The following is a 12,905-nucleotide window of genomic DNA, read 5'->3' on the forward strand; positions in this document are numbered from 1 at the left end:
GGCTATTCCGCCGCGTCGAGCGCTTCGGCGAGCTCGCGCTCCAGACCGTAATAGCGCGCCCGGTCCCAGAAGCGCGGCCGGGCGATGCCGGTGGACCGGTGACGCCCGAGGACCTTGCCGTCGGCGTCGTCGCCGGTGATCTCGTAGACGAACAGGTCCTGGGTGATGATCACGTCGCCTTCCAGCCCGACCACCTCGGTGATGTGGGTGATGCGGCGCGAACCGTCGCGCAGACGCGCGGCCTGGATGATCACGTCGACCGAGCCGACGATCATCTCGCGGATGGTCTTCGAGGGCAGGCCGTAGCCGCCCATGGTGATCATCGACTCCATCCGGCTGATCGCCTCACGCGGGGAGTTGGCGTGGAGCGTGCCCATCGAGCCGTCGTGGCCGGTGTTCATGGCCTGGAGGAGGTCGAAGGCCTCCGGGCCGCGGACTTCGCCGACGATGATCCGTTCCGGACGCATCCGCAGGCAGTTCTTGACCAGGTCGCGCATGGTGATCTGGCCCTGGCCCTCGAGGTTCGGGGGCCGGGTCTCCAGGCGCACGACATGCGGCTGCTGCAGCTGCAGCTCGGCGGCGTCTTCGCAGGTGATGACCCGCTCGGAGGGGTCGATGAAGGCGGTCAGGGTGTTGAGCAAGGTGGTCTTGCCCGAGCCGGTGCCGCCCGAGATGACCAGGTTGCATCGGCAGGCGCCGATGACCCCGAGGACCCGCGCCCCTTCGGGACTGATGGAGGCGTACTCCACCAGGTTCTTCATCGTCAGCTTGTCCTTCTTGAACTTCCGGATGGTCAGGGTCGGACCATCCAGCGCCAAGGGCGGGGCGATGACGTTGACGCGGCTGCCGTCCGGCAGGCGCGCGTCGCAGATCGGCGAGCTTTCGTCGACCCGGCGGCCGACCTGGCTGACGATCCGCTGGCAGATGTTCATCAGCTGGGTGTTGTCGCGGAAGCGGACATTGGTCAGCTGCACGCGGCCGGCGACTTCGATGAACACCCGGCCCGCGCCGTTGACCATGATGTCGGCGATGTCGTCGCGCGACAGCAGCGGCTCCAGCGGCCCGTAGCCGAGGACGTCGTTGATGATGTCCTGGACGAGGGTGTCCTGCTCGGCCACCGACATCGAGACGTTCTTGATCGCCACCAGCTCGGCGACGATGTCGCGGATCTCCTCGGCGGCCTGCTTGGCGTCGAGCTGGGCGAGCTGCGCCAGGTCGATCGTGTTGATCAGGGCGTTGAAGATCGTGGTCTTGGTGGCGTGGTAGTAGTCGCTCTGCTCGCGCACGACCTGGGTCGTCGGCGCCGGCCCTTGGGCGGCGCGCAGCTGTTCGAAGCCCATGGTCGGCTTGGGGCCGGCTGCCGGCTTGGCGGCGCGCTCGGCCGGCGGCGGCGTCTGGACCGGCGCGCTGGGCGCGGCGGTCGGCTCGATGCGCTGCGGCCGCGTGGCGATCGCCGGACCTTCGGCGGCGGGGGGCGGCGCCTGGCGCGGCGCCTGCGACCCGCCTTCTGTGGGGCGCTTGCCGAACATCTACTTCTTCTTGAACAGGCTGGAGAGCAGCGAGGATTTCTGGACCTGCGGCGGCTCGCGCCGGGCGATCTGCTGGGCCAGCTGGTCGAGGCCCTCGGCGGACTTCGACTTCGGACCCACCTCGCTGATCATCTGGCCGTTGTTGGCCGCCTGGCCGAACAGCTTGGGATCGAACGGCAGGCAGAGCGCCGGGGTGAGGTCGAGCGCCTCGCCGAAGTCCTTGACCGGAATCTCGGGGCGGCCGGGCACGCCGACCTGGTTGAGCACCAGTCGCGGCGGGGCGTCGTTGGGCCGGGCGCGGCGCACCAGATCGACGATGTTCTTGGCGTTGCGCAGCGAGGCGAGGTCGGGCGTGGCGACGATCACCAGATCGTCGGACGACAGCAGGATCTTGCGCTTCCAGGCGTTCCAGACGTGCGGCAGGTCAAGCACCACGAAGGGCGCGGCGCTGCGGATCTTCTGGGTGACCTCCTCGAAGGCCTCGGCCGAGATGTCGTAGTCGCTGTCGAGCGTCGCCGGGGCGGCGAACAGCGACAGGCGGTCCGAGCAGCGGGCCATCATCCGGTCCATCAGGACGGGATCGAGGCGGTCCGGCTGGCCGAGCGCATCGGCGACGCCCTGCAGCGGGTCCTGGTTGAAGTCGAGGCCGGCGGTGCCGAACGGCAGGTCGAGGTCGACCAGCACGGCGCCGGTCTGCAGCCGCTCGCTGATCGAGTGGGCGACGTTGTGGGCGAGCGTCGAGACCCCTGCCCCGCCCTTGGCCCCGCAGAAGGCGATCTGGCGGCCGATGAACGGCGCCGAGGGGTCGGCGTAGAGGCTGGTGGCGGCGCGCACCAGCAGCAGCGGATTGAGCGGCGGGACCAGATACTCCGACACCCCGCGGCGCATCAGCTCGCGATAGAGGGCGATGTCGTTGGCCGAGCCGATGACCACCACCTTGGTGCCCGGATCGCAGACCTCGGCCAGACGGTCCAGCTGAGCCAGCAGCACCGAGGCCGGGTCGGCGCTTTCGACCATCACCAGCGAGGGCGTGGCCTCGTTCTGATAGGCCTCGACCGCGGCGGACAGGCCGCCCATGCGCACGGCGACGACGCCCCGCTCCATCCGCCGATCGGCGGCGGCGATCTCCGCGAACTCGGCGGTCTCGGGGTTGGCGCAATAGATGTGGACGGTGATGCGCGGCAGGCTGGCCTCGCCGAAGGCCGCCTCGGCCCCGGCGAGCATGTCGTGCACGGGATTGGCGGCCGGCCGCTCGGGCGGCAGCGGCGGCACGGCCGGGGCGTCGCCGAAGTCGTCCTCGACGGTTTCGAGACGGGCCTCGGCGCGGGCGCCTTCGCGCACCGGCGGCAAGTCGGCGAAGGGGTCGCCGAACGGATCGGCGGCTGCGGCGGGCGGGGTCTCGCGCCAGGTTTCGTCCTGAGCGGGAGAGAACTCGTCGTCGGCGTCGAAGTCGAGATCGAAAGGATCGTGACCCTGTTGCGGCTTCATTACCTCACCACCTGCGACACGGCGCCCGTCGCCTGCTGGTCGCGGGTCGAGGCCGTGACCTCGCCCCTGCGGTACTTGTCGAGCACCACGGCGCGGCGCTGGGCGTCGGCCGGGTCGATCGCCGCCGGCGCCAGCAGGTCAGCCGGATTGGCGATCTGAGCGGCCATGTTGGCGGTGACCGAGCAGCCGAACTGCGACTGCACCTGGTTGGTCGCCGAGCGGGAGAAGTTCTCCCACTCCAGACCGCAGGTCGGCACCGACACCGTGTAGCTCTCCCGCCCGACGACGAGCGGCGCGGCGGCGTCGCCCTTGGCGTCGTAGCCCTGCACCCGGACCTCGGCGCCGTAGCTGGCCAGCGTAGCGCGGGCGCCCTCAGTCGCGCGCGAAACCATCGCCGCGTCGGGCCCGCCCACTGGCGCGCGCAGGGTGATCGGCCCACGCGAGCCCAGCCGCCAGTCGCCGGCGAACCCGGCCAGGGCGTCCTGCTGGGTCGGCGACAGACCCTGGGCGTGGACCGCCAGGTAGATCTCCTGCGCCTGCGGCTTGACCTCGGCGGCCCAGAGCTCGGTCGGGGTGCGGGCGGTCTCGGCGCGGGTCAGCTCGGGCGCCGGCAGCGGGACGCTGGCGCAGGCGCTCAGAGCAGCGCCGGCCAACAACAGGACGGAAAGGCGAAGTGCGCTCATTCGATCACGTAGCCGTGCGGCCCCTGATAGCTGCGCCCCGATTGCGCCTGGGGATTGGCGTTGTAGGCCTTGATCAGCGACCCCATCAGCACGGTGGACGGGTCGTCGGCGATCTTCAGTCCGTCGACCGGCGTCTGCAGGCGGCCCGGATTCACGGCGTCGACGATGTAGGGCGTCACGAGGATCACCAGCTCGGTCTCGCCGGCCAGATAGTCGCGCGAGCGGAACAGGGTGCCGAGCACCGGCAGGGTAGTCATGCCCGGCAGGCTGTCGATGTTCTGCTTGGTCTTTTCCTGCAGCAGGCCGGCGATCATCATCGAGCCGCCCGACGGCAGTTCGACGGCGGTCTCAGCGCGGCGCACGGTAAGAGCCGGAATGGTCAAGGCCGCGCTGGTGCCGGGGCTCGTGAGGGAGAACGCGCCCTGGCTGGTCAGTTCCGAGACCTCGGTCGAGACTTTCAGGGCGATGCGGCCGGACGACAGCACCACCGGGGTGAAGCCGAGACCGACGCCGAAGGGCTTGAACTCGACGGTGACGCCGCCGTCCTTGTCCTGGGCGACCGGAATCGGGAATTCGCCGCCGGCCAGGAACTTGGCCGACTCGCCGGAGACGGCGCTCAGGTTCGGCTCGGCCAGGGTGCGGACCAGGCCGACGCGTTCGAACGCCTTGATGGTCGCGTCGCCCGAGTTGAGGCCCGGGCTGCCGGCGGTATCCTTGATGGTCGCGGTGTTCCAGTTCGAGGCCTGGGTGGCGTCGCGGACCACGAAGTCGCACATCTTGGTCGGGTCGAAACCACAGGGTTTCTGCAGGATGGGTTGCTTAGTGGTGTTGGTCTGCCAGCCGCCGGTGATCCCCCCGAGCAGCGAGCCGTTGATGCCGAAGCCGGCGACGGTGCCGAACTTGTACTGGGTCTCGCCCAACTGGCCGAGCACGGCGTTGAGGTTGAAGCCCAGCTGTTTGATGACGTTGCGCTGCATCTCGACGATGCGCACCTTGAGCATCACCTGATCCTTGCCGGCGACTCCGAGCATGTTGATCACTTGCTCGGGCTTGGCGACCGCGGCGCGGGCGATCTGCAGCGCCCGGTCGGCGTCGGCCAGATTCGCGACCTGGCCCGAGAGGATCAGGCTGTCGTTCATCGAATCGACCTGGACGCGGGCGCCCGGCACGATGCGGTTGATGGTCTGGGCGACCGCGGTCGGATCCTGGTCGACGCGGATGTCGAGCGCCAGGATGCGGCGTCCGGCGGCGTCGAAGAACACGGCGTCGGTGGTGCCGCTCTTGAGGCCGAGGATGAAGATCCGCCGCGGCGAGCGCAGCATGGCGTCGGCGACGCCGGGGTTGGTCACCAGGACGTCGCGGACATCGACCGGCAGCTCGATGATCGCCGACTTGCCGGTCGGCAGGTTGAGCGACTGGGAGGCGGTCCCGCCCGTGAGATTGACGCGAACCACCGCCGACTGGGCGGCGAGGCCCGCGGCCATCGCTGGGGCGGCCGCTTCGGCGACCTGGGCGAAGGCCGCGCCGGGCGCGAGGGCGGCGGCGAAGGCGGCGAGCGCGATAAGGGTTCGGCGCAGCGTCATGGATTGGCGACCTCGGTGACCTGCCCGGCGCGGAACACGCGCACGCCCTGAGCGGAAGCGCGGCTGGCGACGCCGCGGCCCGGCGCGCCGCCGATATCGGCGTAGGAGCGAAGCGCGAGCTGCATCTCGCCCTGGGCCTTGCCGCGGGCGATGACTTCGACGTCCGCCGCGGGGATTTCGATGGTGGCGACGCCGCCGACGATGGTGCGGGCGTCCTTGGCCGGCTCGATATTCTGGTCGATGGCCAGGACGCGTACGTTACGCATCAGCACCTCGGTCAGCATCGTCTTGGCGCCGCCGTTGGAGTCCGCGCGGCTCTGCAGCACGTCGACCCGGTCGCCCGGCAGGATGAAGCCGCCGGCGGCGGTCTCTGCGTTGATCGGAACCGCCATGGCCCGCATGCCCGGCTGCAGCACCACGGCCATGAAGCCGCTCTGACCGGCGCGGACCACCTTGCGGGCCACCACCGGCTCGCCTGCGGCCAGGGCTTCCTTGACGATCGCGCCTTCGAAAGCCTGCATCGGGCCTTGCGGCATGACCATGTCGTTGGCGACGCGAGCCGCCTTCTGGACCGCCTTGTCCGGCATCTTGGCGGGCAGCGCCGGCGCCGCGCCGTCGGTGACGAACGCCGCGTTGAGCGCGTCGGCGGGCCAGGGCTGCCAGCCGAGATCGGCCGGGGTCAGGCGAGTGCCGATCGGCAGTTCACGCTTGGCGACCAGCACCTGGACGACGGGTTGCGGCGGCGGGCCGGCGGCGACCGCTTCCGGCCGCTTAGGCGTGACCATGCCGCGCACGATGAAGGCCAGCCCGATGGCGGCGATCGCGGCGACGGCCAGCAAGGCGATACGGGCAGGACCCATGGTCGGTGCTCAAGGCTCCGCGCAAGCGGGTGTCAGGCGGGTGCGCCGCGGTCCGCGGGCGCACGCGATTCGGTCGACCGGCGTTTTGCCGGCAGGGTCTGTTTGCGCGGCCCATGGTTAACGCGGCCTAAAGCCACGTTTAGAAACCAGGCCAAGCCTGCATCAGCGGCGAGGCCGCGAAGGTCGCCAGCGCCCCGGCCGCAATCGCCACGCCGTAGGGCACCGCTTCCTCCGGGTCGGCCAGGCGTCCGAACCAGGCCGGGCCGCTGAGCACGTAGGGGCGCAGGATCGGCGAGCGCAGGCTGATCAGCGCCAGCGCCAGCGCCCCGCCGGCCAGGCCGGTCATCACCACATAGGAGAGCGCCGTCGGCGCGCCGAGCCAGAGGGCCCCGGCCGCGAACAGCTTGGCGTCGCCGCCGCCGATCCAGCGCAGGGCGAACATGGCGATGCCCACCGCCAGCGCGCCGACGCCGACGAGCAGGTGCGCCCCGATGGACATGGGGGTCAGCCCGAGCAGCAGCGCCGCCGGGAAGAAGGCGACGATCAGCAGGCCCGAGATCCAGTTGGGGATGGTGAAGCTGGTCAGATCGCGCAGCGCGCCGACGATCACCAACACCGGGAAGAAGAGCAGCAGCGCGGCCTGGAGGAGCGTGATCATTTCTGGATCGGTCCGGAACTTTTGTTCGCGGGCACTCTGCGCGCGCAGCCGTGAATGGATGATTGAAAAGAAAAAGGGCCGCTGCGAGAGCGACCCTTTTCTTATCGATCCCGGTCCCCTCCCTAGGGAAGCGACTGGGGAAAGGCGTTGGCGACGGTCTGCAGAGCTCCCGTCAGCGCGGTGGTCAACGGCCCGAGGGCGGCGACCAGAACGACGCTGATAAGCGCGGCCATCAGGGCGTACTCGATAGCAGTGGCGCCAGACTGTTGAACGCTAAACCGCTTGAGAAGCTTTCTCATCCTGAAGCCCTCCCAGAAAACCGTGGTCGGAACGCCATCAGAGCGACGTAACCGCGGCGACTTTCGCCGCCGCGGCCCGTCGAACCGAAGAGCTATTAGCTGCCCGGGTTCTCAAGGGTGCCCTTGATGTCCGTGAAGGCAGTGGTCAGGCCGCTGCTCAGGAAGCCCATGGCGGTGACCAGGGCCACGGCGATGAGGGCCGCGATCAGGCCGTATTCAATGGCGGTGGCGCCAGATTCGTCCTTCAGGAAGCGCGAAACGAACTTCGACATGCTCGATCTCCTTTTGTTTAGCGAGCAGATTGGTGAGGCATCAAACCTTTTTGGTCTGCTCGCCCCGAAACGCAGGATGACTTTCGCAAGCTTGGCTTAATTGCCAGTAAACAGTCATGTATAAACGCCGATTTACCCATGGTTTACTTGCGTTTACTGTAAATATCGATTAACCAAGGAGCCGAAAACGGGCGGTTTTCGCGTTTCGACATAATGATTCTCGCGCACGCGAGGAGTCGAAAGTTCAGGCTTTATTGACCATTCCAATCGAGTCTTCGCTCGACGCCTTCATGCTGGAAACGCCCATGCGCCGCTCGATCCTGTCCCTGACGCTCGCCCTGACCGCCCTGGCGGGGGCCGCGCAGGCCGCGCCGTCGCTGGTGGTTCCGATCGACCAGAGCACCCCGCTGACCCTGCCGCGCGGCGCTCGCGACGTGCTGATCGGCAATCCGGCCATCGCCGACGTGGCGGTGATCGATTCCGGCAAGGCGGTGATCAGCGGCCGCGGCTATGGGGTCACCAACCTGGTGGTCATCGACCAGTTGGGCCGCACGGTGCTGGAACGCCAGGTGGTCGTCGCCGCCCCCAACGAAGGCCGGGTGTCGGTGATCCGCGGCCCGAAGGTTTCGGAGTACGCCTGCGCCGGCGGCTGCGAGCGAGCCGGCGGCGACAAAGACGCCGATTCAGCTAAGCCTTAAACCTCCAGTTAGCCAGACTTGGCTAGTCTCCGGCGGTCACGCCCCCTGGAGACGCCATGTCGCGCTCTGCATCCCAGCTCCGCACCGTCATCCGGCGGTTCGTCCGTTCGCGCCGCGGCGCGACGGCGGTGGAGTTCGCCCTGATCGCCATGCCGCTGATGATGCTGCTATTCGGGGTGCTGGAGCTGGCGATGATCCTGTTGGTCTCGGCGACCCTGGACACCGCAACCGACTTCGCCGCCCGCAACATCCGCACCGGCCAGTTCCAGAGCGGCCAGAGCAAGGCCCCGGTAACCCAGCAGGGCTTCCGCCAGCTGGTCTGCGTCAACATGAGCTGGCTGGAGAACATGTGCTCGCTTCAGGAGCCCGAAGCCGGCAAGCCCGACCCAAATCCGCTGTTCGTCGAAGCCCGCAGCTTCGCCACCTTCGCCGATGCCGGCGCGCAACAGCCGCGCGACCCCACCACCTTCGACCCACAGAACACCGACTGGTGCGCCGGCAACCCGGAGGACATCGTCGTGGTCACCACCTACTTCAAATGGCCGATCGTGACGCCGCTGCTGCGGCCCTTGTTCAAGAACTACGACGGCGGCCGGATGATCAACTCGACCCGGCTGTTCCGCAACGAGCCGTTCAACCCGGCGCTCCGCCCCCTCGGGAACCGCACGCGATGCCCGTAAAGCAGAACCTGATCGGCGACCGTCGCGGCTCAGCCGCCGTCGAATTCGCCTTCATCGTGCCGATCGTGCTGGCGCTCTATTTCGGCATGGTCGAGGCGACGCAGGCGTTGCTGGCCAACCGCCGCGCCGGCGCCGTCACCACCGCGGTCGGCGACCTCGTCACCCAGCAGGCCCAGGTCACGATCAACGACGTGAACAGCATCTTCAACGCCAGCACGGCGATCATGAAGCCGTTCCCGACCGACCAGCTGGCGATCCGGGTGACGAGCATCGAGATCAACGCCAGCGGCTCGCCGGTCCAGAAGTGGACCCGGGACAACGGCAAGGCCATCGCGGCGACCAACGTCTCGACGGTCGCCGCATCGATGCGCACGCCGAACACCGCGGTGCTGCGCGCCGAGACCGTCTACACCTACCGCACGCCGTTCCAGCAAATGCTGCCGGGCAGCTTCACCTTCCGGCACAAGATGGACCTGGCGCCCCGCGCCGGGGTGCCGATCACGCTCAACCCCTGACCGCGGCGGCCAGCGCCTCGACCAGGGGCGACGACTCCCAGGTAAATCCGTCCAGCGCGCGCACCTGACGTACGCCGATCAGGCTGTTCGTCAGAAAGGCCGCGTCGGCGCGAGCCAGTTCGGCGAGGCCCGAGCGGGTCTCGACCACCGCCAGCCCCTGCGCTTGCGCCACGGCGATCACCCGCGCGCGCATGGTCCCGGCCAGCACCCCGCAGTCGAGCCGCGGCGTGTAGAGGCGCCCGCCCCACAGCCAGAAGACGTTGGCTGCGCCCGCGCAGGCCACGTCGCCGCGCGTGTTGAGCATCAGCGCCTCGTCCATCCCGGCGTCGCGGGCCTGCGCCCGGGCCAGGACGTTGTCGAGATAGGAGAGCGTCTTCAGGCGCGAGGCCGGCGAGAGATCGTTGCGGCGCACGGTGCTGGTGATCAGGTCGGCCGGCTCCTGCGGCATGAGCGCGGGAGCCGCGGTGGCGAACATCCGCACCAGCGGCGCCTCGGGCCTGTCGAGCCCGCGGCCGCCGGAGCCGGCGGTGAGCGTCAGGCGCACCGCCGCGCGGGGCGCGGCCAGCCCGGCCAGGGCCTGGGCCATGGCCTGCCCGGCCGCGGCGCGATCGAGCGGCGGCAGGCCAAGGCTCCCGCAGCCGGCGGCCATGCGGTCGAGATGCGGCCCCGGCGCGGCGAGGACGCCGTTCACCGCCAACAGGGTTTCGAACAGGCCATCGCCGAGCAGCAGGCCGCGGTCGTCGAGAGGGATCATGCGCAGGGCGGCTCCGTGAGCGCTTTGGCGAGGGCGGCGATCTTGGCGTCGGTCTCGAGCCGCTCGGCGAGCGGATCGCTGCCCTCGACGATACCGGCCCCGGCCCGCGCTTCCACCCGCCAGCCGCCCGGCGTCTCGACGCAGGCGGCGGTGCGGATCAGCACGCTGGAATCGAACGCCCCGTCGGCGCCGGCCCAGAACAGCGAGCCGCAATAGGGGCCGCGCGGGGTCTCGAGCTCGGCGATCACCTTCATCGCCTGGACCTTGGGCGCGCCGGTGATCGAGCCGGGCGGGAAGGCGGCGGCCAGCAGGTCGAGGGCGTCGCGGCCGGGGCTCAAGGCGCCGGTGACGGTCGAGACCAGGTGGTGGACGTTGGCGAAGCTCTCAAGCGCCCAAAGGCTGGGGACCTTGACGCTGCCGGGCGCGCAGACGCGGGCCAGATCGTTGCGCATCAGGTCGACGATCATCAGGTTCTCGGCCCGGTCCTTGTCGCTGGCCAGCAGCTCGGCGGCGAGGGCCGCGTCGGCGGCGGGGTCGGCCCCGCGCGGCCGGGTGCCCTTGATCGGCTTGGTCTCGACCTCGCGGTCGCGGACCTTGAGGAAGCGCTCGGGCGAGTTGGAGACCAGGGCCAGGCCCGGCAGCCGCAGATAGGCCGCGAACGGCGCAGCGCTCTGGGCGAGCAGGCGGGCGAACAGGTCGTACGGTTGCGCGCCGGTCGCCAGGGCGCCGGTCCAGGCGCGCGCGATGTTGGCCTGGAAGATCTCCCCGGCCCGGATGCGGGCCACGACCTGGGCGACCGCGGCTTCGTAGGCGCCGGGGTCGCCCGCCTGCAGCGGGCCGGCCAGGACGCCGGCGCGGGGCGCGTGCGGCGCGGCGTCAATCCAGCCGAGCGCGGCGCGGGCGCGGGACTCGGCCGCGGCCTGATCCTCGCCCCGCCCGACGGCGACGACGGCGCGGGCCTGATGGTCGAAGGCCAGCACGGCGTCGTAGCGGGCGGCGGCGAGGTCGGGCCAGGCGTCCTGGCGCGCCAGGCCGAGCGGCTCGACATGGTCGCCGAGCTCGTAGGCGGCGAGGCCGACCACTCCGCCCTGGAACGGCGGCCCCTCCATGGTCGGAGCCGGCGGTCCCAGCAGATCGCGCAGGGCGGCGAACGGATCGCCGGCGTCGCCGGGGCGGTGGGTGAGGGTCGCGGCCGGGGCGCGCGCGACATAGGACCAGCGCGCGCCGGCGCCGCCGGTGACGAGGCCCAGCGCCCAGGGCTCGTCCGCGAAGGCGCTCAGCACCTCGGCCGGTTCGCGCCAGGGCGCGGAAAGCTGGGCGACGCAGGTCATGGCCTGGGCCTTAGCGCCGCGCAGCCGACAGGGAAAGTCAGATGCGGCGGCCGCCTCCCCGCACGAACAGCAGGCCGACGAAGCCGATGGCCAGCAGGATGGTGACCATGGCGAAGCCGCCCTGCTGGCTGTGGGTCGCCTTGGTGCCCCAGTTGACCATCATCGGGCCGAGCCAGCCGGTGGCGACGCCCGACAGCGCGTAGACCCCGAAGAAGGCCCCGGTCTGATCGGGCGGGGTGATCCGGGTCAGCATGGTGCGGCTGGAGGCGTACTGGGCGGTGATGAACACCGCGTTGGAGAAGCCGATCAGGATGAAGATCCACTCCGGCAGGGTGCGGAACACCGGCCCGTCCCACATCGGCGGATGGGCGGCGGCGTCGAAGGCCCAGAAGTAGAGGATCTTGTCGGGCGCCATGCCGAGCATGGCGATGATGCCGAGCAGCGACATGAAGATCTCGACCCGCACCGCGCCCTTGGGCCCGAGGCCGGCGTCCAGCCAGCGGCCGACGAAGCCGCCGAACACCGCCAGGATCGAGAGCACGATGCCGTACATCAGCATCTCGAGCGCGCCCCACTTCATCACCCCGATGGCGTAGAGCCCGGCGTAGATGAGGATGGCGTTCATGCCGTCGACGTAGAACATCCGGCTGACCAGATAGATCGCCGCGTCCTTGTAGCGGCGCACGGTGGCGACCATCCGCACGAGCTGGACCGCGCCGTTCCGGAAGGCGGTCAGCATCGGGATGCCGGTCTTCGGCGCATCGGGCGTGAACAGGAACAGCGGCAGGGCGCCGATCGCGAAGATGCCGGCCGCCATCAGCGCCACCACCCGCTCCGGCTCATGGCTGGCGGCGTCGAGGCCGAACAGCGGCGCCTTGGGCACCCAGGCCCAGTCCACCTTGCCCGGCAGGGCGAAGGCCCAGGCGGTGAAGGCCAGCGCCACCACCGAGGTGAAGTTGCCGAGCGCCAGGGCCAGGCCCGAGGCCTTGTGGGCGCCGTTGAGGCCGGCGGCCCGCACCAGCAGCGAATTGTGCAGCACCTCGCTGAACGCGAAGAGCAGCCCGATGGCGGTGGTCAGCAGCATGATCATGGTGACGGTCAGGCCGCTCTGGTCCGGCTTGGCCCACCAGAGCGCGATCATCATCGGGACCATCAGGCCGACGATCAGCGCCAGCCAGCCCTTGCGGGGGCCGAGCTGGTCGATGGAGGCGCCGAGCAGCGGCGCGGTCAGCATGACCGCCCAGCCGGCGTACTGGCTCCACTGGGAGATCACCTCCTGGCCGCGCACCGGGTCGCCGACCATCACCCCCGCCACATAGGGCATGAAGATGTAGATGGTGATCAGGATGACGTAGGGATTGCGCGCGCCCTCGAACAGCGACCAAGCGACCCCGCCGCGGTTGAGGCGGCCGTCCCCCATGAGTTCGGCGTCGATCTGCAGATCGGCGACGGCGCCGGCCCCGCTGGCTTCAACTGTGCTCAAGGCAGTCTCCCGGGCGCCCGCTCATGGCGGCGGACTTGGCCGGCACGTTACGCCCCGCCACGGGCTTGGGAA

Annotated in this window: 14 protein-coding genes; 3 read left to right on the top strand and 11 right to left on the bottom strand. The window is 69.9% G+C overall.

The features are described 5' to 3' along the window. Positions 1-2: 2 nt before the first annotated feature. The 8 genes from AC1Q87_RS20495 to AC1Q87_RS20530 form a co-directional block, all read right to left on the bottom strand. Positions 3-1,529 (bottom strand): TadA family conjugal transfer-associated ATPase, encoded by a 1,527-nt coding sequence (locus AC1Q87_RS20495; RefSeq protein WP_492610681.1) that lies wholly within the window; start codon positions 1,527-1,529, stop codon positions 3-5. Further along, on the bottom strand, positions 1,530-3,017 hold the full coding sequence (locus AC1Q87_RS20500; RefSeq protein WP_492610682.1) for a CpaE/TadZ family protein: 1,488 nt from the start codon (positions 3,015-3,017) through the stop codon (positions 1,530-1,532). It abuts the gene before it with no gap. Beyond that, positions 3,017-3,700, bottom strand: coding sequence for a CpaD family pilus assembly protein (locus AC1Q87_RS20505; RefSeq protein ID WP_492610683.1), 684 nt, complete (start codon positions 3,698-3,700; stop codon positions 3,017-3,019). The genes AC1Q87_RS20500 and AC1Q87_RS20505 overlap by 1 nt, the downstream gene beginning before the upstream one ends. After that, a complete protein-coding gene (locus tag AC1Q87_RS20510; RefSeq protein WP_492610684.1) occupies positions 3,697-5,283 on the bottom strand; it encodes a type II and III secretion system protein family protein in 1,587 nt (528 codons plus the stop codon). Before AC1Q87_RS20510 ends, AC1Q87_RS20505 begins: the two co-directional genes overlap by 4 nt. After that, positions 5,280-6,143, bottom strand: a complete 864-nt coding sequence (gene cpaB, locus AC1Q87_RS20515; RefSeq protein WP_492610685.1) for a Flp pilus assembly protein CpaB — start codon at positions 6,141-6,143, stop codon at positions 5,280-5,282. Before cpaB ends, AC1Q87_RS20510 begins: the two co-directional genes overlap by 4 nt. Positions 6,144-6,282: 139 nt before the next feature. After that, positions 6,283-6,798, bottom strand: coding sequence for an A24 family peptidase (locus AC1Q87_RS20520; RefSeq protein WP_492610786.1), 516 nt, complete (start codon positions 6,796-6,798; stop codon positions 6,283-6,285). Positions 6,799-6,923: 125 nt separating this feature from the next. Further along, positions 6,924-7,100 carry a Flp family type IVb pilin gene (locus AC1Q87_RS20525; RefSeq protein WP_492610686.1) on the bottom strand — a complete coding sequence of 59 codons (177 nt, stop codon included), beginning with the start codon at positions 7,098-7,100 and terminating at the stop codon, positions 6,924-6,926. Positions 7,101-7,195: 95 nt separating this feature from the next. Beyond that, positions 7,196-7,372 (bottom strand): Flp family type IVb pilin, encoded by a 177-nt coding sequence (locus tag AC1Q87_RS20530; RefSeq protein ID WP_492610687.1) that lies wholly within the window; start codon positions 7,370-7,372, stop codon positions 7,196-7,198. 305 nt (positions 7,373-7,677) lie between these two features. On the opposite strand from AC1Q87_RS20530, the gene AC1Q87_RS20535 reads away from it, so the two are divergent. Genes AC1Q87_RS20535 through AC1Q87_RS20545 form a run of 3 tightly spaced genes read left to right on the top strand, consistent with a single transcriptional unit; the run spans position 7,678 to position 9,265 of the window. Beyond that, positions 7,678-8,070, top strand: coding sequence for a pilus assembly protein N-terminal domain-containing protein (locus AC1Q87_RS20535; protein ID WP_492610688.1), 393 nt, complete (start codon positions 7,678-7,680; stop codon positions 8,068-8,070). Positions 8,071-8,126: 56 nt separating this feature from the next. Next, positions 8,127-8,750 carry a TadE/TadG family type IV pilus assembly protein gene (locus AC1Q87_RS20540; RefSeq protein ID WP_492610689.1) on the top strand — a complete coding sequence of 208 codons (624 nt, stop codon included), beginning with the start codon at positions 8,127-8,129 and terminating at the stop codon, positions 8,748-8,750. Next, on the top strand, positions 8,741-9,265 hold the full coding sequence (locus AC1Q87_RS20545) for a TadE/TadG family type IV pilus assembly protein (protein WP_492610690.1): 525 nt from the start codon (positions 8,741-8,743) through the stop codon (positions 9,263-9,265). Before AC1Q87_RS20540 ends, AC1Q87_RS20545 begins: the two co-directional genes overlap by 10 nt. On the opposite strand, the gene AC1Q87_RS20550 is transcribed toward AC1Q87_RS20545, so the two are convergent. Genes AC1Q87_RS20550 through AC1Q87_RS20560 form a run of 3 tightly spaced genes read right to left on the bottom strand, consistent with a single transcriptional unit; the run spans position 9,255 to position 12,833 of the window. Beyond that, on the bottom strand, positions 9,255-10,019 hold the full coding sequence (locus AC1Q87_RS20550; RefSeq protein ID WP_492610691.1) for an aminotransferase class IV: 765 nt from the start codon (positions 10,017-10,019) through the stop codon (positions 9,255-9,257). The genes AC1Q87_RS20545 and AC1Q87_RS20550 overlap by 11 nt on opposite strands. Further along, a complete protein-coding gene (gene pabB, locus AC1Q87_RS20555; RefSeq protein ID WP_492610692.1) occupies positions 10,016-11,350 on the bottom strand; it encodes an aminodeoxychorismate synthase, component I in 1,335 nt (444 codons plus the stop codon). The genes AC1Q87_RS20550 and pabB overlap by 4 nt, the downstream gene beginning before the upstream one ends. 37 nt (positions 11,351-11,387) lie before the next feature. Continuing rightward, positions 11,388-12,833 (bottom strand): MFS transporter, encoded by a 1,446-nt coding sequence (locus AC1Q87_RS20560; RefSeq protein WP_492610693.1) that lies wholly within the window; start codon positions 12,831-12,833, stop codon positions 11,388-11,390. Between the last annotated feature and the right edge of the window lie 72 nt (positions 12,834-12,905).

The organism is Phenylobacterium sp. GW823-FHT02A09 (assembly GCF_058797775.1).